This window comes from Streptomyces sp. NPDC001700, from assembly GCF_053596435.1.
On sequence record NZ_JBSFGE010000016.1, the window covers coordinates 106,701 to 126,858 of the forward strand.

Below are 20,158 nucleotides of genomic sequence, written 5' to 3' on the forward strand. Positions count from 1 at the left end.
GCCATTCGACACTGTCACACAGCCGGAGGGGTGCCCGGTGGCCCTGAACACCACATACAACGCGAGGCTGTTGCGGCAGGAGACTGCGGCGGGAGCGGGCGTACAGCTCCTCCTGCTCACGCTTCTGGGCGCCTCGCTCGGCCTGGGTCCCGCAGGCTGGCTCACCGGCCTCGTCTTCGCGGCCGTCACCTGGGCCGTACTGACCCGCGCCGTCTCCCGCTCCTGGCTGTCCTCCTTCGGGCCCGCCAACCGCGTCACCCTGGCCCGCGCCACCCTCGTCGGAGGCGTGACCGCGCTGGTCGCCGACTCCTTCACGAGCCCGCCCCGGGTCGCGGTCCTCACCGCGCTCACCGCGGTGGCCCTGATCCTCGACGCGGTCGACGGCCAGGTGGCGCGCCGCACCGGCTCCTCCTCGGCGCTGGGCGCCCGGTTCGACATGGAGGTCGACGCCATCCTCATCCTGGTGCTCAGCGTCTACGTCGCCACCGCGCTGGGCCCCTGGGTGCTGCTGATCGGCGGCATGCGCTACGCCTTCGTCGCCGCCGCCCGCTTCCTCCCCTGGATGAACGCGCCGCTCCCGCACAGCATGGCCCGCAAGACGGTGGCCGCCCTCCAGGGCGTCGCCCTCCTCCTGGCCGCCACCGGCCTCCTCCCGGCCCCCGCTACCCTCGGCGTGGTCCTGCTGGCCCTGACCTCGCTGGTCTGGTCCTTCGCCCGGGACATCGGATGGCTGTGGACCACCGGTAAGGCCACCCGCGCCGAGCAGCGCCCCGCTGCCGTAGCCCGTGTAACCCGCCTGGCCCGCCCGGTCCCCCGAGTAACCCCCGAAGACGCCCCCCTCCCGGCCCGCAGCGCGTAGGAAGCGGGCCGACGCGGCGTCAGGGGGCAGCAAGGTCGCCGATCGGTTTGCACAGCAACTGACCACATCACATTCACTTGCACTCGTCAGCTGATCCCTGCATGCACCTAAATGGCTACTCGGACATCAATTTTGGTTATCCAAGGGCAACGCCATGCCCGGGAAGCCGCCCGATCTTACAGTCCTGAGTGACCGGTTCATCATCAAAGGGGGGCTTGGCGTGATCGATTCGGCCCGTGACGTATACGAGCAGTGAGTGCCGCCTTGAGCTGGGCAATCACGCCGGATGGGCTCGATCAGCGGCGGGTGGTCCAGATCGTCACCACGCGCCGCGCGAAGGAGAGATGGCGTGGGTCGGGTTACCAGGTGACCCGGAATCTGGTGCTCACGGCCGCGCATGTGGTGTGCGACGCGACAACGGTTCAGGTGCGCTTTCTCACCGAGAATCGCGGGACGTGGAAAACGCGGGAGCTGTACGCCACGCCGGTCTGGACGAACGCCGACTCGGATATCGCGTTGATCAGCATCGCGGACGACGTGAGCGCCGACGGACCGGCCGCCGCCGAGGTTTCGTGGTTGCGGTTCGCCCGTATCGAGCTGCCGATGGACTGCGAAGCGCTGGGATTCCCAAGGTTCAGGCTGCGCGTGAGTACCGCGTCGTCGGATAGCGGTGTGAATGTGTCGTACCGGGACTCCCACCATGCGCGCGGTGAAGCCGCCCCGCTGTCGAACTATTTCGAGGGCAGTCTGGAGATCACCCTGAAGGCTTCCCCGGAGCGCGATCCCGAGCAGGGCCGTTCGCCTTGGGAGGGCATGTCGGGAGCCCCGGTGTGGAGCGGCGGGTACGTGATCGGGGTCATCACCAAGCATCATTCCTCCGACGGGCTCAGCACGCTCGCGGCAAGCCCGGTGGACCGCTGGTATGAACAGCTGACACCGGACGAGATCAACGAACTGAGCTGTCTGATCGGTCTGCCGCCCCGTCCTGACCAGCTTGAGCGTCTTCCTCGTTCGTCGCCGCTGGGCGCGCCGGAGTTGCGGGAGGCATCCGAGCTACTGGCGGCCCGGGTCACCACGCAATGGGGGAAGGAGGAGCGACGGCGGAATGTGCACGACCCGTTCCCGCTCCCCGTACGCTTCCGGAACGCGGACACGTGCTTGATCGATCACTGGTCCAAGATCCGCGATGCCCCGCCCGGGACGGCTCCGGGGCCGCTCGCACTGGCCGGCCGCCTCGACCAGATCGTGCGGGTATACCGGTCCGTCCCGTCCCGTCGGCTGGTGGTGCTCGGCGCGGCCGGGTCGGGCAAGACGATCCTGGCCCTGCGCTTCGTCCTCGACTGGCTGGAGGCCGACCGCTCCCCCGATCGCCCCGTGCCGGTGATCTTCAGTCTGGGGTCATGGGACCCGACCGCCATTTCGCTGCGCGACTGGATGTGTCACCAACTGGTGCGTGACTACGGCCTCGCGGCTCCCACCGCGCAGGGAGGGAATCTGGCCGGCGCCCTGGTCGACACGGGCCGGATCCTGCCCGTTCTGGACGGGTTCGACGAGATCGCCGGCGGCCTGCGGTACGCGGCGCTCAAAGAGCTCGATCGCACGACCACATCGCTGCTCCTCACCAGCCGCCCCGGGGAATACGCCGAGGCCGTGATGGAGAGCCGTCCGCTCCCCAAAGCCGCCGTAGTCGAACTGGATGACCTCACCGTGGAGGACATCGCTGTCTACCTGCCCCTCACCAGCCGTCCGGGCGAAGGCGGCGGCGGGCACAACACCAGGTGGGAACCCGTCCTGGCCGAGCTGCGCAAGCAGCGGCGCGGCCCGGGTGCGGAGAACGTCGCCACGGTCCTCACCACCCCGCTGATGGTCGCCCTGGCCCGCACCGTCTACAGCGACGCCTCTGGGCGCGAACCGGAAGCACTCCTGAACACCGGCACGTTCGCAACCCCCGAAGCCCTGCAGAAGCATCTCCTGGCCGCGTTCACCCCGGCCGCCTACGAGCCTTCGCCGACCGACAGTGACAGCGATGCCGACCGTGGCCGCTGGCGCCACTGGGACCCCGACCGTGCCCAGCACTGGCTCGGCTACCTCGCCGCGCACCTGGACCGACTCGGCAGAGAGAGCACGGGCGTTCCCGCACGTGATCTCGCCTGGTGGCAACTGGGCACCACCATGCGCCGCTCTTCCCGCATGCTCGTGATCGGGTTCCTGGCCGCGCTGGCCCTCGGCGTGACGACCGCGATCGGAAACGTGCCCGCGAACCTGATCGCGACATCGCACCCGCTCGAGTTCGCGCTCGTGCGGGGGCTGGTGGTCGGGCTCCTGCACGGGCTCGTGAACGGGCTGTTCTTCGGGGCCGTGTACGGGTTCGTCTCCCGGGGGGCGGCAGAGCCGTCGCGCGTACGGATACAGGTCTTCGGCAGGACCGGAGGGAGGCGTGCGAGCTTCCTCCCCCGATTCAAGCTCGGGCTCATGTGCGGGGCTTTGGGCGCGCTCGTGATTCTGTTCCTGGACAGGGTCGTGGTCGAGTCGCTGGGGCTCGCGGACGGTCTCGATGGCGGGCTCATGGGGGCCCTGGTGTTCGGGCCCGGGCTCGCGCTCGGGGTCGGACTGGTGCTCGGACTCATGGCGTGGCTGGAAGTTCCCATCGATATCAGATCGGGCGTCAGCTCTTCTGACCTGTTGAGTCAAGATCGCAGAAACGTGATCTTCTATTTGCTTGTGTGGGCGCTCGTGTTCGGAACAGGGGCCGGATTTGCCAACGGGCTCAAGGACGGGCCTGTGTGGGGGCTTCTGGTCGGGATCGCGTTCGGGATCGAAGCCGCGTTCGGGGGCGGGCTCGCGTACGGACTCAGTTTCACCGCTTGGGGGCAGTGGGTGGCCCTCGGGCGTATGTGGCTGCCCCTCACAGGGCGATTACCATGGCGACTGGTCGCTTTCCTCGATGACGCGTGCGAACGAGATGTCTTGCGCCAGGCCGGTGCGGTCTACCAATTCCGTCACGCTCAACTCCAGGACCACCTGACCCAGGACTTTCTGGGAGACCGCGACCACACTTATTGACGGGTATGTAAAATCCACAAAGACATTCACATACTCTGACGGGGGTCAGGATGAGAATCGGCGAGCGAATCCAGAGCCTGCGCGAGCGGCGCGGGTTAGGACATTCCGTCCCGAGCGGCCCACCGCTTCGCAATCTCGTTCAAACGGCGATGGCTTTAGCGATTGCGGGCGGCATCGTGGGATTCCCAGGAGCCGGACCCGCCGCCGCGGACCCGGTGTCACGCACGCTGCGGTACAAGTGCTCAGCTCAGGGTTTCGAGATCCAGCCTGTCAAGGTGAGGATCGACGCGCATTTCCCCAAGTCGGTCGTGGCCGACGACCCCACCCCGGAAATCGCCGTCAGGGCGAGGGTGCTGGTGAACGCGGGCATGACGAAGATGCTGCGCGGAATCCGCGTGAAGACCATCGAGGGTGAGGTGGCGGCGAAGGGCCACGTGGCCGTCGCCCCGGAGGGCGACACCGACGTCACAGTGCGGGTCCCGGTGAACGCCAACATCCCGGCGTCCGGGGCGTTCTGGGTCCAGGCGCCCGGCTCCACGCCGTCACTCACATTCAAGCAGCCGGGTCGCGCGAAGGTCACCATCGGCGACCTTGTCGCGCACCTCACCCCGAAGAACGCGAAGGGCGACGCATTCCTGGGCCGGATCAACGCGCGGTGCGAGCTGAAGCCCAACCAGAACAACGTCATCGGATCGTTCCGCATCACTGAGACCAAGGGGACGACCGGCCCGTCCACTTCCGGGACCGCGGGTTCCGGGGTCGCGGGTTCTGGGACCGCGGGTTCCGGGGTCGCGGGCACGACCGATACGGACCCCTCCGGCAGATTGGCAGCCGATGAGCCCGCGTTAGGCGCCACCGCGCCGAAGGCGAAGGGTGCGCTCCCCCATGCCGGAGCCGTCGCCAGCCCGTGGCTACTCGGCAGTGCCGGCGTACTGCTGGCCGCCGGTACAGCCGCGATCTTCGCCGCACGCCGAATCCGCATGGGTGGCGGCGCCGGCGATGCCACCGCGACCTGACACTGACGGCGGAGCATAACCTGTTGGCGGACTTCGGTGGCCACTGCTACTTTTCCGGAGGCCGTGCGAGAGAACGAGGAGGTGGTACCCGTGAACACAGTATCGACATGGGTGCTCCCCTCAGGGGTCACGGTCGGGCGATAGGCAGGTCGTCCGGGAGCGCCGTTCACGAGCGCTCCCGAAAGGCATGACCATGCGATTCACTTCCGAACAGCGCCTCGACGACGGCGTCGTCGAGCGCGAATTCACCCTCGGCGAGATCCCCGGCATCCTGTGGACGCCCGGATCCGGATCCGGACCGGCGCCGCTGATCCTGCTCGGCCACCCCGGCGGACTGCGCACGATGTACCCCCGACTGGTGGCCCGGGCCCGGCACTCCGCGGCGGACGGCTTCGCCACGGCCACCATCGAGCTACCCGGAAGCGGTGACCGGCCCCGTTCCGCCGCCGCCGAGCAGGCCCGCGCCGACCTGCGCCGGGCGCTGGAGGCCGGCGAGCCGGTCGCCGAGGAGACCGTGGACCGGCTCGTCCTCCCGCTGGTCGACAAGGCGGTCCCGGAATGGCGGGCCGCCCTGGACGCCCTCCTTTCGCTGCCCGGGATCGGCGGCCCGGTCGGGTACTCGGGGGGAGTGATCTCCATCGGGATCCGGTTGGCGGTGGTCGAGCCGCGCATCTCGGCCGCCGTTCTGTTCGCCGGGAGTTTCGTGCCGCGCGCCCTGTTCGAGGAGGCACGGCAGGTCACCATTCCGCTGCACGTCCTGCTCCAGTGGGACGACGAAGGGAACGACCGGCATCAGGCCCTGGACCTGTTCGACGCCTTCGGCTCCAGGGAGAAGACGCTGAACGCCAACATGGGCGGGCACACCGGCGTCCCGCAGTCCGCGGGGGACGCCGCGGCCCGGTTCTTCACCCGGCATCTGAGCTAGCCGCCGATCGCATCCGGTAGGGACCCGAACAACGACAAATCCCCACGGTTGACGAGCAACCGTGGGGATTTGGTACGTGTCCGAGGGGGGACTTGAACCCCCACGCCCGATAAAGGGCACTAGCACCTCAAGCTAGCGCGTCTGCCATTCCGCCACCCGGACTAGGTGTCTGCCGTCCGGCCTGCGGCCGTTCCGACGTGGAAAACCATAGCAAACATCCGGGAGTGCTCGATCACGTGAGGTCGGGGGCGGGGAGTGTGCGAGGGGGCACGCGGTGTGTACGGGATATGACAGCCCTATTGCGGCCTTGGGCTGCGGCGTCGGTAGGTGGAGGATGGCGGGATAGCCCCGCGGCGGGCCGGTCCGGGTGGACCCGCCCCGGGGGCAGGGAATGATGAGGAGGCAGCGTGAGTGAGTCGCAAGCGGGCGGGACGAAAGCCGGAACGGTCAGCGGCGAGGACGAGGTCGTCGATCTGTGCCGTGATCTGATCCGGATCGATACCAGTAACTACGGCCCCGACCACTCAGGACCCGGTGAGCGGGCCGCCGCCGAGTACGTCGCCGAGAAGCTCGCCGAGGTGGGGCTCGAACCGCAGATCTTCGAGTCGCGCAAGGGCCGCGCCTCGACGGTGGCCCGCATCGAGGGCGAGGACCCGTCCCGGCCCGCGCTGCTCATCCACGGCCACACCGACGTCGTACCGGCCAACGCCGAGGACTGGACCCACCACCCCTTCTCCGGCGAGATCGCGGACGACTGCGTCTGGGGCCGGGGCGCGGTGGACATGAAGGACATGGACGCCATGACGCTCGCCGTCGTACGGGAGCGGCTGCGCACCGGCCGCAAGCCCCCGCGCGACATCGTGCTCGCGTTCCTCGCCGACGAGGAGGCGGGCGGCGTGTTCGGGGCGCGGCACCTGGTCAACAATCACCCGGACCTCTTCGAGGGCGTGACGGAGGCGATCGGCGAGGTCGGCGGCTTCTCCTTCACGGTCAACGAGGACCTGCGGCTGTATCTGATCGAGACCGCCCAGAAGGGCATGCACTGGATGCGGCTCACGGTGGACGGCACCGCGGGCCACGGCTCCATGACCAACAACGACAACGCCATCACCGAGCTGTCGGAGGCGGTCGGGCGGCTCGGGCGGCACAAGTTCCCGATCCGGGTGACCAAGACCGTACGGTCCTTCCTGGACGAGCTGTCCGACGCGCTCGGCACCCCGCTCGACCCGGACAACATGGACGAGACGCTGGCCAAGCTCGGCGGGATCGCGAAGCTCATCGGGGCGACGCTGCAGAACACCGCCGCGCCGACCATGCTCGGCGCCGGGTACAAGGTCAACGTCATCCCCGGGCAGGCGACGGCCCATGTGGACGGCCGCTTCCTGCCGGGCCTGGAGGACGAGTTCCTGGCCGACCTCGACCGGATCCTCGGCCCGAAGGTCAAGCGCGAGGACGTGCACGCGGACAAGGCCCTGGAGACGACCTTCGACGGGGCGCTGGTCGAGGCCATGCAGACGGCGCTCAAGGCCGAGGACCCGATCGCGCGCGCCGTGCCGTACTGCCTCTCCGGCGGTACGGACGCCAAGTCCTTCGACGACCTCGGCATCCGCTGCTTCGGCTTCGCGCCGCTGAAGCTGCCCCCGGAGCTGGACTTCGCCGGGATGTTCCACGGCGTGGACGAGCGGGTTCCGGTGGACGGGCTGAAGTTCGGCGTACGGGTCCTGGACCGCTTCCTCGACGGGTGCTGAGGCCTGCCTGAATGGCCTAATCGTTCACACATACTGAATGGATCACAAAAGGGTGAATGGTGTCGTAGCTTGATAGCTTGATTGCTCCCTCCTCGTTACATGGGGTGTGCGGCTCGTGACCGAGCCGCGAAGCCGAAAAGGGGGCGGGACGATGAACCCCGGCCTTCGGCGACTACCGCATCGATCACGTGACGTTGAGTCACGGTCCACCGGAACGTGATCCCGGCGGCCCGGAGTGCGTGCCACGCGCTCCGGGGCCGTCCGGGCATGGGGGTTCGGGCGAACACCGCCCGCACGCGTTCCGGCCGGGCCACCGGCAGGGGAGACGAAGAGTTATGCGACAGGTTGCGAAAAAGGGCCTGATCACCGTAGCGGCGGCGAGTGGCGTTCTGGCCGTGACCGCGGGCTACGCACAAGCCGATTCGGGGGCGAACGGCAGCGCCGGGTACTCACCCGGGGTGGTGTCGGGCAACAACATCCAGGCTCCGGTGCATGTGCCGGTGACCCTGTGCGGAAACACGGTGAACGTCCTCGGGTTCCTCAACGACGCGCAGTGCGGCGGCGGGGCGTCGCAGGCGGGCTCCGGCTCGGGCGGCTCGGGCAGTTCGTCCAGCACGTCCGGCACCTCCAGCTCCCAGGCGGGTAGCTCCTCCGCCGAGGGCGGCACCGAGTCCTCGCCGGGGATCGCCTCCGGCAACAACATCCAGGCCCCGGTGCACGTCCCGGTCAACGTGTGCGGGAACGGCATCGGGGTGATCGCGGCGGGGAACAGCAGCTCGGGCGGCTGCGGCGTGGTCGAGGCCGTACCGAACAACCCGGGGAATCCCGGGAACCCCGGCAATCCGGGAAACCCCGGTAACCCTGGCAACCCGGGGAACCCTGGTAACCCCGGAAACCCTGGCAACCCCGGTAACCCGGGTGAGCCCGGCACCCCGGGCAACCCCGGGAACCCTGGTCAGCCCGGTAACCCTGGCAACCCCGGCAACCCCGGTCAGCCGAACAACCCGGGAGATGACACCCCCGGCGACAACGGTGACAACGGCGACGGCGGCGGCAACGGGAACGGGCAGCACCAGAACGGATCCCACGGCGCCGACCCGGCCGCGAACCTCGGCGGTTCCCACCTCACGGGCAGCGAGCAGCTCGCTCACACCGGTGCCGGACCGGTGGAACTGGCCATTCCGGCCGCCGCGGGCATGCTGCTCGCCGGTACGGTGCTCTACCGCCGGGCGCGCACCGCGCGGCGCTGACCCACACCCGGTCCCCGGGCGCCTGACCTGGTCTGATGGTCCGGTCTGAGCCGGTCCGATCCGGTCCGATCACTGCGGGCCCCGCCTTGTGCGGGGCCCGCAGCGCGTCACCAGGTAGCGCGGAGCTGGCGGATGATACGACGTCGCAGCCGCACTCTTCGGCTGCCGTCGGGGTTGAGTCTTAGTCGATCCAACTCCCAGTGTCCGTATTCGGCATGGTCCGTGAGCAGGCGGGTAGCGGCGTTGCGGGACACCCCGCGTGGCACGTACACGTCGCAGAATTCGTATTCCGGCATCGCATCTATTGTGCGGGAACTGCCCTGGTACGGATAGCGTCTGCACTATGTCTGATGCTGCGCAGCCATCCGCTGCCGAGGTACGCGCCGCCGCTGAAGCGGTGAAAGCCGCACTGGACCGTCACCTCGACGCCGTCGAGCGCCGGTCAGGGGAAGGCGACCCGGCCGTCTACGCCGCATTCAACGAACTGGCGGCGGCAGCCGAGGTGTACGACGAGCTGCTCTACGACACCTACGACGAAGTGACGCCCTTCGAGATCCCGGGCGACGACAGCCTGCCCGCCTATGCGGGTCCGGATGAACCCAGCGCGCTCAGTGTGCTGATCCGCCGGGACTACGCGGTGGTCGAACCGCAGCGGCTGCTGTCGCAGGCCCAGCGCATCGTCGACCTTGATCCGGACCTCGACACCGGCAACGGCCGCCTGGGCGGTGGGGCGGCTGGTTCCGGTGCCGGTGCCGGGGAAAGCGTCCATGCCGCGCTCGGCGTGGTGTTCGGTGAGTTCGAGCCGGACGAGATCGCCTCCCGGCACAAGGAGTTCGGCCTGGAGGAGGGCGACTCGACCCTCTGGGTCGCGGCCGTCGAGGAGCCCGCCGAACCGGGCGAGTGGCTGTCCGCCCCGTTCGACCAGGCCGATCCGGAGCAGATCGTGTGCCGCTTCGACGTCAGCTCGGTCTTCGATGAGGAGCTGGACGACGAGGACGAGGACGACCTCGAGGTGCTGGGCCCGGGGACCTGACCCGGCCGCACCCCGGTCCCTCCGGCCGCGCCCCGCGGCCGGAGGCCGTACCCACGAAGCCCCCCGTCCCCGCGCGCCCGGCCCGCCGCCCCGGCGACGACTGGGGCCGCACCCGGCCCCCGGGGTTCCATCCGGGAGATGCCCCGCGAGGAAGCCCGTCGCCTTGCAACCGCACGCCTTCCCGGCTGCCGCTGGGAGGCGCGCCCTCTCGCCGCGTTGCCGGGCTCGCCCGAGGAGGCCCGTCCCCGGATTCCGTCCGGGAGGTGCTCCGCGAGGCCGCCTGGCCGCCATGAGGTCGCACGCTCTCCCGGCTATGGCTGGGAGCCGCACCCGGCTCGCCCGTGGAGACCCCCAGGCTCCGTCCGAGCGGTGCCTCGCGAGGGCGTCCCTTCCGCCATGCGATCGCACCGCCCCGGCTCGCCTGAGGAGGCCCCCCCCGGGGCTCCGTCCGGGAAGTGCCTCGCGAGGATGCCCGGTCGCCAGTGATCGCACGCTCTCCTGGCTACGGCTGGGAGCCGCACCCGGCCCGCCCGTGGAGGCTCGCCCCGGGACCTCGTCCGGGAGGTGCCTCGCGAGGGCGGCCCACCACCTTGCGGTCGCATGTTCCCGCCCGCTGCCGCGGTGAGGCGCACCCGGGGCGCCCGAGGAGGTCCGTCCCCGGGTTCCGCCCCGGAGATGCGTCGCAAGGGCGCTCCTTCGCCTTGCGGGCGCCCGGCACCCGCCCCCGTCACCCCGTCGTGGGCGGGATCTGGCCCTGGAGCAGGGACCGCAGGCGCGTGGTGCGGTCCTTGAAGGGGATCTCCGCGACCGCCCGCGGCAGCGCCGCCTCCACGCCGTGCACCACGGACAGATGCCGCTCGCCCCGGCTGAAGGCGGTGTAGACCCAGGCCCGGGTCAGCCCGGCGCCCGCGTCGCCCGGCAGCACCACGACCGCCGCGGGCCAGCGCATTCCGGCCGCCTGATGGGCGGTGAGGGCCCAGCCGTGCCGTACCAGGTCGCCGACCTGCTCACGCGGCACCACGACCGGCGCACCCGCGCAGTCCAGCCGCAGCCCCTCCGCGTCCGCCGAGACCACGGTGCCCGGGAGGGCACGGCCCGGCGCCGGGGTGTAGGCGACGCGGTCGCCGGGGTCGAAACCGGCGAACCGGCCGGGGCCGGGGTTCAGCCGCTCCTTCAGCGCGGCGTTGAGCGCCCGCGTACCGGCCGCGCCACCATGGCCCGGCGTGATCACCTGCGTCTGCTCCGACGGCACGCCGATCGCGCGCGGCACCGAGTCCGCGACCAGCTGCACCGTGCGGTGCACCGCCTCGCCCGCGTCGCGCGCGGGGACGATCACGACCTCCTTGCCCGGCGCCTCCACCTGGTTCAGCTCACCGATGCCGATGCCCGAGACCAGCTCGCCGATCGGCCCCGGGTCGGGCGTACGGGAGACCACCTGCGGGCAGCGGCGGGCCGCCAGCAGATCCGCGAACACCCGGCCGGGCCCGGCCGACCACAGAACGCCCGGGTCCCCGCTCAGCACGAGCCGGGCGCCGTCCGGCAGGGACTCGACGAGCATCGCCGCCGTCTCCACGTCCAGCTGGGGCGCGTCCAGTACGGCGAGCAGGTCGAGCGCCAGCGCGCCCTCCTCGTCGCGCCCCGGGCCCTCGCCGCCGGAGAGCAGCCCGGCGACGGTCACGGCCGCGTCGGCGCCGACCTCCTCGGCCAGCCGCCGCCTGCCGTCCTCGCTGTGCGCGGCGGCGCAGACCCGCAGCCCCATCGACCGCGCGGCGGCGACCAGCGCCGCCGGTTCGGCGCGGGCCGCCTCGCCGCCGCTGTGCGCGACCAGGCCGTGCGCCGCGACGGTACGGATCAGCTCTGCGGCGGACGGGGACGGCGCGGCGGTGGCGGCCGCGCCCCAGTCCGGCGCGGGCTTGTGCACATCGGCGAAGGTGCTGATCAGCCGCGCGAACCCGTCCGCCAGGCTCTCCTCCGCGAGCGCGTACCGGTCGAGGCCGAGCAGCACCCGGACCGGCTGCTCGGCGTCCTCCTCGTCGTCGGACGCGGCGGACGCGGCGGGTGCGGGCGGCTGGGCGCCCGGGGGCGACTCCAGGGCGTCCTGGAAGACCAGTACGCCGCCGCCCGCGATGGCCGACCGCAGCGCCTCGTCCGGGTCCGGTACGGACACCTTGGCGAGGGCGGCGCGCAGCGCGGAGGACTCCAGCGCGGTGTGCCCTTCGAGGGCGGCGCGCTCCAGCAGCCAGCCGGTGAGCGCCTGCGAACGGCGCTCGTCGCCCGGCTCGCAGTCCGGGCCCAGCAGGGCGCGGGCGAACCCATCGGCCTGGTCGGGGCGCACCCCGGGGACGGCCAGCAGCTGCCAGGGATCCTCGCGCAGCGCCTCGGCGGCGCGCTCGCCAAGTGTCTCGGCGACCGATACGGCCAGCGCCTCGGGCGCTCCGCCCGCCGCCAGCACCTCCCGGACTCCGGCCACCCCCGCCGCCGCGGGCCGCGCCGGTGGCGGGACGGGAGCGGCGGCACGGGCCGGTTCACGCGGGGGAGCGGCGGCGGGCTGCGGCCGTGCGGGGGCTGGTCGGGGCTCGTTGAAGAACGAGGCCGCCGACCGCTCCCCGCTCTCCACGGCCCGCACGGCGGCAGCCAAAGCCTCAGCCGCCGCCGACCGCCCACCCCCCGCCGCCCCAGGGCTCCCGCCGGATGCGTCGGCCCCCGACATGTCCCGCGCGGCGGGCCGCTTGGCCCCCTGCGCGGCGTCGCCCCCCGACGGCTCCACCCCGGCGGCAGCGCCGCCCGAGGCCGGTGCACCGGTTCCGGGTGCTGCCTGCTCGGGCGCCTGCCCGGCGGCGTCTGCCGGAGCCGGGCGCACGGTGGCCCTGGCCCCGGTCTCGGCGTGCGCGTCGGCCCCGGCCGGGCCGGGCTGCTCGGGGTCCCCCGAGGCGGCGGCTGATGCCGGTGCGGCCGGTGTACCGGCTCCAGCGGACGCCTGCCCGGGGGCGCTTGCCGGTGCCGGGTGCTCCGGTGCGGCGTTGCCCGTTCCCGTCGGCTCGGCACTGATAGCGGTCTCGGCGTCCGTGTCCGCCCTCGGGGCGGCGCTTCCGGCGCCGGGCTGCCTGGCTTCTGCGGCAGCGCCGCCCGAGGCCGGTGCACCGGCTCCGGGTGCTGGCCGCTCGGGGTCTGCCGGGGGAGCGGTCGACGTCGCCGCGTCCGGCGATTCGGCTCCGGCGGCCGCCTGCACGGCGGCGTCTGTCGGAGCCGGGCCCGGCGCGGTGGCACCGGCCCCGGTCTCGGCGTGTGCGTCGGTCCCGGCCGGGGCGGGCGCGGGGCTCTCGGGGGTGGCGGCACCGGCGGCGGGGTGTTGCGAGTCTGCCGGGGTGCTCTCGCCGGGCTCTGCCTCGGGCCCGTCGCCCGGCCCGTGGGCTGACGCCTCAGCGGGGGCCGGGGCCCCGGCCCCATCCGGCTCCGGCGCGGCGGCGGGCGCGGCGTCCGCGCTCGCCCCGGTGGCCTCCTCGGGCGGGGGGTCGCCGGCGAGGTGGTCGGTTGTCACAGCGTGCTCCAGTCCTGATCGGGATAGCGGTGCACGGGCGCCGACACATCGTCGAGCGCCTGGCAGATCTCGTCCGGAAGACTAAGGGCCTCCACCGACAGCGCCGCGCGCAACTGCTGGGCGTTGCGCGCGCCCACGATGGGCGCGGTCACGCCCGGGCGGTCGCGCACCCAGGCGAGCGCGACGTGCAGCGCGCTGGTGGCCAGGCCGTCGGCCGCGATGGCGACGGCGTCGACGATCCGGCTCGCCTCCTCGTCGAGGTACGGGGCGACGAAGGCGGCGAGCTCGGAGGCGCCACGGGAGTCGGAGGGGGTCATGTGGCGGTACTTTCCGGTCAGTACGCCACGCCCCAGCGGCGAGGACGGCAGCAGGCCGATGCCCAGGTCCAGGGCGGCCGGAAGCACCTCGCGCTCGATGCCGCGCTGGAGCAGCGAATACTCCATCTGGGTGCTGGCGAGCCGGGTGTGGGACCCGGAGGAGGCCAGCTGCCAGGTGGCGGCTTTGGCGAGCTGCCAGCCGCAGAAGTTGGACACGCCGACATACCGCGCCCGCCCGCTGCTGACGGCTATGTCCAGCGCCTGCAAGGTCTCCTCTAGCGGGGTGACGGGGTCGAAGGCGTGCACCTGCCACAGGTCGACATGGTCCGTGCCCAGCCGCTCAAGCGAGGCGTCGAGCGCCGCCAGGAGGTGGCCGCGCGAGCCGTCGAAGCGGCGGTACGGGTCGGGGACGCTGCCCGCCTTGGTGGCGATCTGCAGATCGCGGCGCGGCACCAGCCCCTCCAACAGCCGCCCCAGCACATACTCCGCCTCCCCGTCCGCGTACACATCGGCGGTGTCGATCAGCGTCCCGCCCGCCTCCCAGAACGCCTTGAGCTGGTCCGCCGCCTCGTGTTCTCCGGTGTCCCGCCCCCAGGTGAGCGTGCCGAGCCCGAGCCGGGATACGCGCAGGCCGGTGCGGCCCAGGTGCCTTAGCTCCATGTACGTCGCTCCATGAACATCGAGATTACTGGCCGGAAAGCGGACCGTGTCAGCCTGTGGATAACCCACCATCAGCCCTCGGTGGATCACCCACGAGCTGCCCCCGGCCTACCCCGGACCCACCCCTGACGTACCGGGGTTCCGCGCGCTAGAGTCCCCGGAACAGCGACGTTACTGATCAGTAAGAGGTGTGGCATGGGTATGCGGCTCGGAATCAACCTCGGCTACTGGGGCGCCGGGATGGACGCGGACAACCTCGCGGTCGCCCGCGAGGCCGACCGGCTCGGCTACTCGGTCTGCTGGGCCGCGGAGGCGTACGGATCGGATGCGGCCACCGTGCTCTCGTGGGTCGCCGCGCAGACCGAGCGCATCGACGTCGGCTCGGCCATCTTCCAGATCCCGGCCCGTACGCCCGCGATGACGGCGATGACCGCCGCCACCCTCGACTCCCTCTCCGGCGGCCGGTTCCGCCTCGGCCTCGGCGTCTCGGGGCCGCAGGTCTCGGAGGGCTGGTACGGCGTGCGGTTCGACAAGCCGCTGGCCCGCACCCGCGAGTACGTGGAGATCATCCGTAAGGCGATGTCCCGCGAGCGGCTGACCCACGAGGGGGCCAACTGGACGCTGCCGCTGCCCGGCGGCCCCGGCAAGCCGCTCAAGCTCACCGTGCACCCGGTGCGCGAGTACATCCCGCTCTACATCGCGGCCATCGGCCCCAAGAACCTGGAGCAGACCGGCGAGATCGCCGATGGCGCGCTGGTCATCTTCTTCGCCCCCGAGCACGCCGAGGCGACCACTGTCGGCTCGCTGCGCGCGGGCCGGGAGAAGGCGGGCAAGACCCTCGACGGCTTCGACCTGGTGCCCACCGTCCCGCTCGCGATCGGCGAGGACGTCCACGCCCTCGCCGACCAGTTCCGCCCGTACACCGCGCTCTACGTGGGCGGCATGGGCAGCGCCAAGCAGAACTTCTACAACAAGCTCGCGCAGCGCATGGGGTACGAGAAGGAGGCCGCCGAGATCCAGGAGAAGTACCTGGCCGGGGACAAGCAGGGCGCCGCCGCCGCCATCCCGCACGAGCTGATCGACTCCACCACGCTGCTCGGCCCGGTCGAGCGCGTCGCCGACCGTATGAAGGCGTACGCCGAGGCCGGTGTCACCACCCTGTCGCTCACCCCGGCGGGCTTCACGCTGGAGGAGCGGGTGGCCGGGCTGCGGGCCGGTGTCGAGGCGCTGGAGCGCGCCGGGCTCGCGTAGCCGACGCGCGGAGCCGATGCGTACGGGGAGGTTCCGCGGCCGTGGTGGGGGCTCGGGGGTCTTCCCCGCCACGGCCGTCACGGAGCACAACGCCTCCGGTGCCCCGGGGTTACGCGCCCGGCGGGACCCTCCGTATTCGCTCGTGATTCCCTCGTACGGATGAGCCGGACGTCCCACCTGTTGCCACTTCCGATACCCGGCATTTGACTCATTTCACGGAGGTGGCCATCGTGCTCTCGGCGAAAAGCGTCTTCCAGGAGATCCTCGGCAACGACGAGTCGTTCCGGCTGTTCTGCTCCATCGCCGCCAGCGGCGAGGCGCAGGGCGGCTGGGAGAACGGCCGGATCGCCGCGCTCGTGCCCGACACCCAGCGCGCCCTCGCCCCCAAGATCACCCGCCATGGCGCGGACGAGGACAAGCACGGCCGGATCTTCAACGCCCTGCTCCGCAAGCGCGGCCTGGAGCCGGTCGAGGTGCCGCGCGAGGCGGACTACACCATGCTGCTGGAGGCCCGCGGCGTCGGCCTCGCCCACGAGAAGCTGCGCCGCGACGAGCCGCTCACCGAGCACGACATCGTGATCTACCTCGCCCACAGCCGGGTCACCGAGCAGCGCGCCGCCGCGCAGATGGCCATGTTGTGCGGCTGCTTCGGCGACCATCCGGAGGTCGGCCGGGCGGTCACGATGATCTCCAAGGACGAGGAGAGCCACCTCGCCTACTGCCACGAGGAGTTGCTGCGGCTGGCCGCCGCCGGGTACGGCCGGACCATCCAGCGCGCGCTGCGCGAGTGCGCGCTCGTCGAGATGGAGGTCCACCGGTGCGTCAGCCTCGCCGTGATGCGGCACATGGGGCGCATCCTCGGCTGGTCGCAGCGGAAGTCCGCGGTGCTGACGGCGGGCGTCAAGGCCGGGTACGGGTACGAGCGGCTGGGCGGCTGGCGCCGCATGGCGACGCTGCGGATGCCCGAGCGGCGGGACGCGCTGGGCGGCGGCGGTACGGAGACGGCCACCCCGGAGGAGCCCGAGTTCGCCTGAGCCCCGCCTCGGCCTCAGCTCAGGCGTGCGGGCCGTTCAGAGCCAGCCGCGGCGCTTGAACATCCGGTACAGCAGTCCGATCACTCCGGCCATCAGCCCCACCACGGCCGGGTAGCCCCATGGCTGCCGCAGCTCCCACATGTGCTCGAAGTTCATGCCGTAGATACCGGCGATCAGCGTCGGCACCGCCGCCATCGCCGCCCACGCCGAGATCTTCCGCATGTCGTCGTTCTGCCGCACCCCCATCTGCGCCAGATGGGCCGAGAGGATGTCCGACAGCAGCCGGTCCAGGCCCTCCACATGCTCGTTCACCCGGGTCAGATGGTCATGGACGTCCCGGAAGAACGGCCGCGACCCCTCGTGTACGAACGGCACCCCGGCGCCCGCGAGCCGGGTCATCGGCTCCGCCAACGGGCCCGTGGCGCGCCGGAATTCGAGCACCTCGCGCTTGAAGGCGTAGATCCGGCCCGCCGTGTTGTGGCCACCGTTCCCGTCCGGCGCGAAGACCTCCGTCTCCAGGCTGTCCAGGTCCTCGTGGAGCCCGTCCGCGACATCCAGGTAGTGGTCCACGACCGCGTCGGCGACCGCGTACATCACCGCCGTCGGCCCGTGCGCCAGCACCTCGGGGGTGTGCTCCAGCCGCTCCCGTACCGCGCTCAAGGGGTTGGCCTCGCCGTGCCGTACGGTCACCACGAAGGAGTCACCGACGAACACCATCAGCTCACCGGCGGTGACGGTCCCGGCCTTCTCCTCGTACTGGACCGGCTTGAGCACGAGGAACAGCGAGTCGTCATAGATCTCCAGCTTCGGCCGCTGGTGCGCGGTCAGCGCGTCCTCAACGGCCAGCGGGTGCAGCCCGAATTCGCTGGTGACCAGCCCGAACTCCTTCTCCGTCGGCTCGTGCAGCCCGATCCAGAGGAACGAGTCCCCGGCCGCGCGCGCCTGGTCGAGGGCGTCGGAGAAGTCGGCGGGGCCCTCGGTGCGGCACCCGTCCTGGTAGATGGCACAATCCACGATCACGCGGGGCATTCTGCCTCGCCCGGGTAAGAAAGCGCACAGGGGGACGTCACAAGACGGCCGAAGACGGGCGCATACCCACCCTGAGCGGGCCCGGAGGGGTCGTAGGGTGGCAGGCATGCCCACGCTGATCCTCGTCCGGCACGGCCGGTCCACCGCGAACACGGCAGGCGTCCTCGCGGGCTGGACGCCCGGTGTCGCCCTCGACGAGCGCGGCGCCGCGCAGGCCGCGGAACTGCCCGGGCGGCTCGCCCGGCTGCCGCTCGCCGCCGCCGTCACCAGCCCGCTCCAGCGCTGCCAGGAGACCCTCGCGCCGCTGCTCGCCGCCCGCCCCGAACTGCCGACGCACACCGAGGAGCGGATCGGGGAGTGCCACTACGGCGACTGGTCGGGCCGCAAACTCGCCGAGCTGAGCGATGAACCACTGATGAACATCGTCCAGCAGCATCCGTCCGCCGCCGCGTTCCCCGGGGGCGAGTCCATGCGCGCCATGCAGGCACGCGCGGTCGACGCGGTGCGCGACTGGAACGCCCGCATCGAGGCGGAGCACGGCGCCGACGCGCTCTATCTCATGTGCTCGCACGGCGACATCATCAAGGCGATCGTCGCGGACGCGCTCGGTCTCCACCTCGACCTCTTCCAGCGCATCTCGGTCGAGCCCTGCTCGGTCACCGCGATCCGCTACACCCCCGCCAGGCCCTTCGTCGTACGGCTGGGGGACACCGGCGACTTCGCGGGGCTCGCGCCCCGGGAGGACGCCCCGGCCGACCGCGGCGGGGACGCGGCGGTGGGCGGCGACGCGGGGGCACCATGATCTCCGAGCGCAGTAGGGTGGTGCCGCGGCGCGGCCGCGCCGCCACAGCCGCGACCGGGCGGTCGTGACCCCCGGCAGCCCCGCCGGAACCACCCGCCGCAGCAGTCAACCAGCCGACCAGTCGACGTAAATGGAGCAGGACGTTGTCCCGTCAGGTGTTCCTCTATGACCCGCCGGACCGCTTTATCGCCGGTACGGTCGGGCTGCCTGGCCGCCGTACCTTCTTCCTGCAGGCGTCCGCGGGTGGCCGGACCACCAGCGTGGCACTGGAGAAGACCCAGGTCGCGGCGCTGGCCGAGCGGATAGACGAGCTGCTCGACGAGGTGGTGCGGCGCACCGGCGGCAACGCCCCGGTACCGGCCGTCGCCCCCTCCGATCTCAGCGACACCGCACCCCTCGACGCCCCCGTGGAAGAGGAATTCCGCGTCGGCACCATGGCCCTCGCCTGGGACGGCGAGGAACAGCGCATGATCGTCGAGGCGCAGGCGCTCGTCGAGCTGGAGGCGGAGTCCGAGGAGGACCTCGCCGAGGCCGAGGAACGGCTTCTGCAGGACGACGTGAACGGGCCGCCCATGCTGCGGGTGCGGCTCACCGGCACCCAGGCCCGCGCCTTCGCCAAGCGGGCGCTGGACGTCGTCAACGCCGGCCGGCCGCCCTGCCCGCTGTGCAGCCTGCCGCTCGACCCGGAAGGACACGTATGTCCGCGCCAGAACGGATACCGCCGCGAAGCCTGACGCCCCCGGAGCCGTCCGAGCTGCTGGCCCTGGGCGAGCTGACGGTGCGCGGCCGGGTCCGGGAGGCGTCCAACGCGGTGCTGTACTGCACGGTCGAGTACGAGGGCCACAGCGCCCCCTGTGTCTACAAGCCGGTCGCCGGGGAGCGGCCGCTGTGGGACTTCCCGGACGGCACGCTCGCCCAGCGCGAGGTCGCGGCGTACGAGATCTCCGAGGCGACCGGGTGGGGTCTGGTCCCGCCCACCGTGCTGCGCGACGGGCCGTACGGGCAGGGCATGTGCCAGCTGTGGGTCGAGGTCGCGGATGATGGCTCCGGCGATGCCGGTGACTCCGACGAGCCCGAGCTGCTCGCGCTCGTCGAGGGCGACGAGCCGGGGCCCGGCTGGAAGGCGGTCGGCTTCGCGGAGGTGGGCGAGGGCCGCACCGCGCTGCTGGTGCACGCCGATGACGTACGGCTGCGGCAGCTGGCCGTACTCGACGCGGTGATCAACAACGGCGACCGCAAGGGCGGCCATCTGCTGCCCGCCGCGGGCGGTCGGCTCTATGCGATTGATCACGGTGTGACCTTCAATGCCGAGGACAAGCTGCGCACCCTGCTGTGGGGATGGGCGGGGGAGGCCCTGCCGGACGACGCGCTGGACGTGCTGCGCGGGCTGGCGGACCAGCTCGCCGACGACGGGCCGCTCCGCGCCCGGCTGGCGAAGCTGATCACCGGCGCCGAGATCGAGGCGCTGCGGGCCCGGGTGGCGGCGCTGCTGCGGACCGGGGTGCACCCCGCGCCCAGCGGTCAGTGGCCCGCCATTCCGTGGCCGCCGGTCTGAGCCGACCGCTGCGGAAGGGTGGCTAAGCAGCTCACGGGCGACAACGCAAGACCGCCTATCCGGCCAACAAACGGTCAG

The 20,158-nt window shown here is 71.7% G+C and carries 16 protein-coding genes and 1 tRNA gene; 12 read left to right on the forward strand and 5 right to left on the reverse strand.

Going from position 1 to position 20,158, the window contains the following annotated elements; all coding sequences use genetic code 11:
- The first annotated feature begins 37 nt into the window (after positions 1-37).
- From ACWC5C_RS27650 to ACWC5C_RS27665, 4 genes are all read left to right on the forward strand, one after another.
- The gene (locus tag ACWC5C_RS27650) at positions 38-859 is read left to right on the forward strand and encodes a CDP-alcohol phosphatidyltransferase family protein (protein ID WP_450879609.1); all 822 of its coding nucleotides are present in this window, start codon (positions 38-40) and stop codon (positions 857-859) included.
- 264 nt (positions 860-1,123) lie between these two features.
- Positions 1,124-3,922 carry an NACHT domain-containing protein gene (locus ACWC5C_RS27655; protein ID WP_450879611.1) on the forward strand — a complete coding sequence of 933 codons (2,799 nt, stop codon included), beginning with the start codon at positions 1,124-1,126 and terminating at the stop codon, positions 3,920-3,922.
- Positions 3,923-4,071: 149 nt separating this feature from the next.
- Positions 4,072-4,938: a DUF6801 domain-containing protein gene (locus tag ACWC5C_RS27660; protein WP_450879729.1), complete on the forward strand. Its 867-nt coding sequence runs from the start codon at positions 4,072-4,074 to the stop codon at positions 4,936-4,938.
- A 193-nt stretch (positions 4,939-5,131) separates the two neighbouring features.
- Positions 5,132-5,863, forward strand: a complete 732-nt coding sequence (locus tag ACWC5C_RS27665) for a dienelactone hydrolase family protein (RefSeq protein WP_450879613.1) — start codon at positions 5,132-5,134, stop codon at positions 5,861-5,863.
- Positions 5,864-5,940: 77 nt separating this feature from the next.
- Here the strand turns inward: ACWC5C_RS27665 and ACWC5C_RS27670 are convergent.
- Positions 5,941-6,025: transfer RNA gene (locus ACWC5C_RS27670), tRNA-Leu, on the reverse strand.
- A 245-nt stretch (positions 6,026-6,270) separates the two neighbouring features.
- On the opposite strand from ACWC5C_RS27670, the gene ACWC5C_RS27675 reads away from it, so the two are divergent.
- A complete protein-coding gene (locus ACWC5C_RS27675) occupies positions 6,271-7,611 on the forward strand; it encodes a M20/M25/M40 family metallo-hydrolase (protein WP_450879615.1) in 1,341 nt (446 codons plus the stop codon).
- A gap of 335 nt (positions 7,612-7,946) precedes the next feature.
- A complete protein-coding gene (locus ACWC5C_RS27680) occupies positions 7,947-8,861 on the forward strand; it encodes a chaplin (protein WP_450879617.1) in 915 nt (304 codons plus the stop codon).
- Positions 8,862-8,968: 107 nt separating this feature from the next.
- On the opposite strand, the gene ACWC5C_RS27685 is transcribed toward ACWC5C_RS27680, so the two are convergent.
- Entirely contained in the window at positions 8,969-9,157 is a 189-nt protein-coding gene (locus ACWC5C_RS27685) for a DUF5703 family protein (protein WP_079038522.1), read from the reverse strand.
- Positions 9,158-9,204: 47 nt separating this feature from the next.
- Here ACWC5C_RS27685 and ACWC5C_RS27690 point away from each other — a divergent pair, with 47 nt between their 5' ends.
- Entirely contained in the window at positions 9,205-9,894 is a 690-nt protein-coding gene (locus tag ACWC5C_RS27690; protein WP_450879619.1) for a hypothetical protein, read from the forward strand.
- A gap of 727 nt (positions 9,895-10,621) precedes the next feature.
- Here the strand turns inward: ACWC5C_RS27690 and ACWC5C_RS27695 are convergent.
- A complete protein-coding gene (locus tag ACWC5C_RS27695) occupies positions 10,622-13,432 on the reverse strand; it encodes a helix-hairpin-helix domain-containing protein (RefSeq protein WP_450879621.1) in 2,811 nt (936 codons plus the stop codon).
- The gene (locus ACWC5C_RS27700) at positions 13,429-14,409 is read right to left on the reverse strand and encodes an aldo/keto reductase (RefSeq protein ID WP_450879623.1); all 981 of its coding nucleotides are present in this window, start codon (positions 14,407-14,409) and stop codon (positions 13,429-13,431) included. The genes ACWC5C_RS27695 and ACWC5C_RS27700 overlap by 4 nt, the downstream gene beginning before the upstream one ends.
- Before the next feature lie 201 nt (positions 14,410-14,610).
- Here ACWC5C_RS27700 and ACWC5C_RS27705 point away from each other — a divergent pair, with 201 nt between their 5' ends.
- Together ACWC5C_RS27705 and ACWC5C_RS27710 are read left to right on the forward strand one after the other, a co-directional pair.
- On the forward strand, positions 14,611-15,660 hold the full coding sequence (locus ACWC5C_RS27705; protein ID WP_385445254.1) for an LLM class F420-dependent oxidoreductase: 1,050 nt from the start codon (positions 14,611-14,613) through the stop codon (positions 15,658-15,660).
- A 230-nt stretch (positions 15,661-15,890) separates the two neighbouring features.
- Positions 15,891-16,694 (forward strand): ferritin-like domain-containing protein, encoded by an 804-nt coding sequence (locus ACWC5C_RS27710; protein ID WP_450879731.1) that lies wholly within the window; start codon positions 15,891-15,893, stop codon positions 16,692-16,694.
- Between the two features lie 36 nt (positions 16,695-16,730).
- Here the strand turns inward: ACWC5C_RS27710 and ACWC5C_RS27715 are convergent, their stop codons facing one another.
- Positions 16,731-17,723 carry a magnesium and cobalt transport protein CorA gene (locus ACWC5C_RS27715; protein WP_385445258.1) on the reverse strand — a complete coding sequence of 331 codons (993 nt, stop codon included), beginning with the start codon at positions 17,721-17,723 and terminating at the stop codon, positions 16,731-16,733.
- A gap of 106 nt (positions 17,724-17,829) precedes the next feature.
- Here ACWC5C_RS27715 and ACWC5C_RS27720 point away from each other — a divergent pair, with 106 nt between their 5' ends.
- From ACWC5C_RS27720 to ACWC5C_RS27730, 3 genes are all read left to right on the forward strand, one after another.
- Positions 17,830-18,525, forward strand: a complete 696-nt coding sequence (locus ACWC5C_RS27720) for a histidine phosphatase family protein (protein ID WP_450879625.1) — start codon at positions 17,830-17,832, stop codon at positions 18,523-18,525.
- Positions 18,526-18,668: 143 nt separating this feature from the next.
- Entirely contained in the window at positions 18,669-19,259 is a 591-nt protein-coding gene (locus tag ACWC5C_RS27725; RefSeq protein ID WP_385445262.1) for a DUF3090 domain-containing protein, read from the forward strand.
- The gene (locus tag ACWC5C_RS27730; RefSeq protein WP_450879627.1) at positions 19,223-20,080 is read left to right on the forward strand and encodes an SCO1664 family protein; all 858 of its coding nucleotides are present in this window, start codon (positions 19,223-19,225) and stop codon (positions 20,078-20,080) included. Before ACWC5C_RS27725 ends, ACWC5C_RS27730 begins: the two co-directional genes overlap by 37 nt.
- Positions 20,081-20,158: the final 78 nt, after the last annotated feature.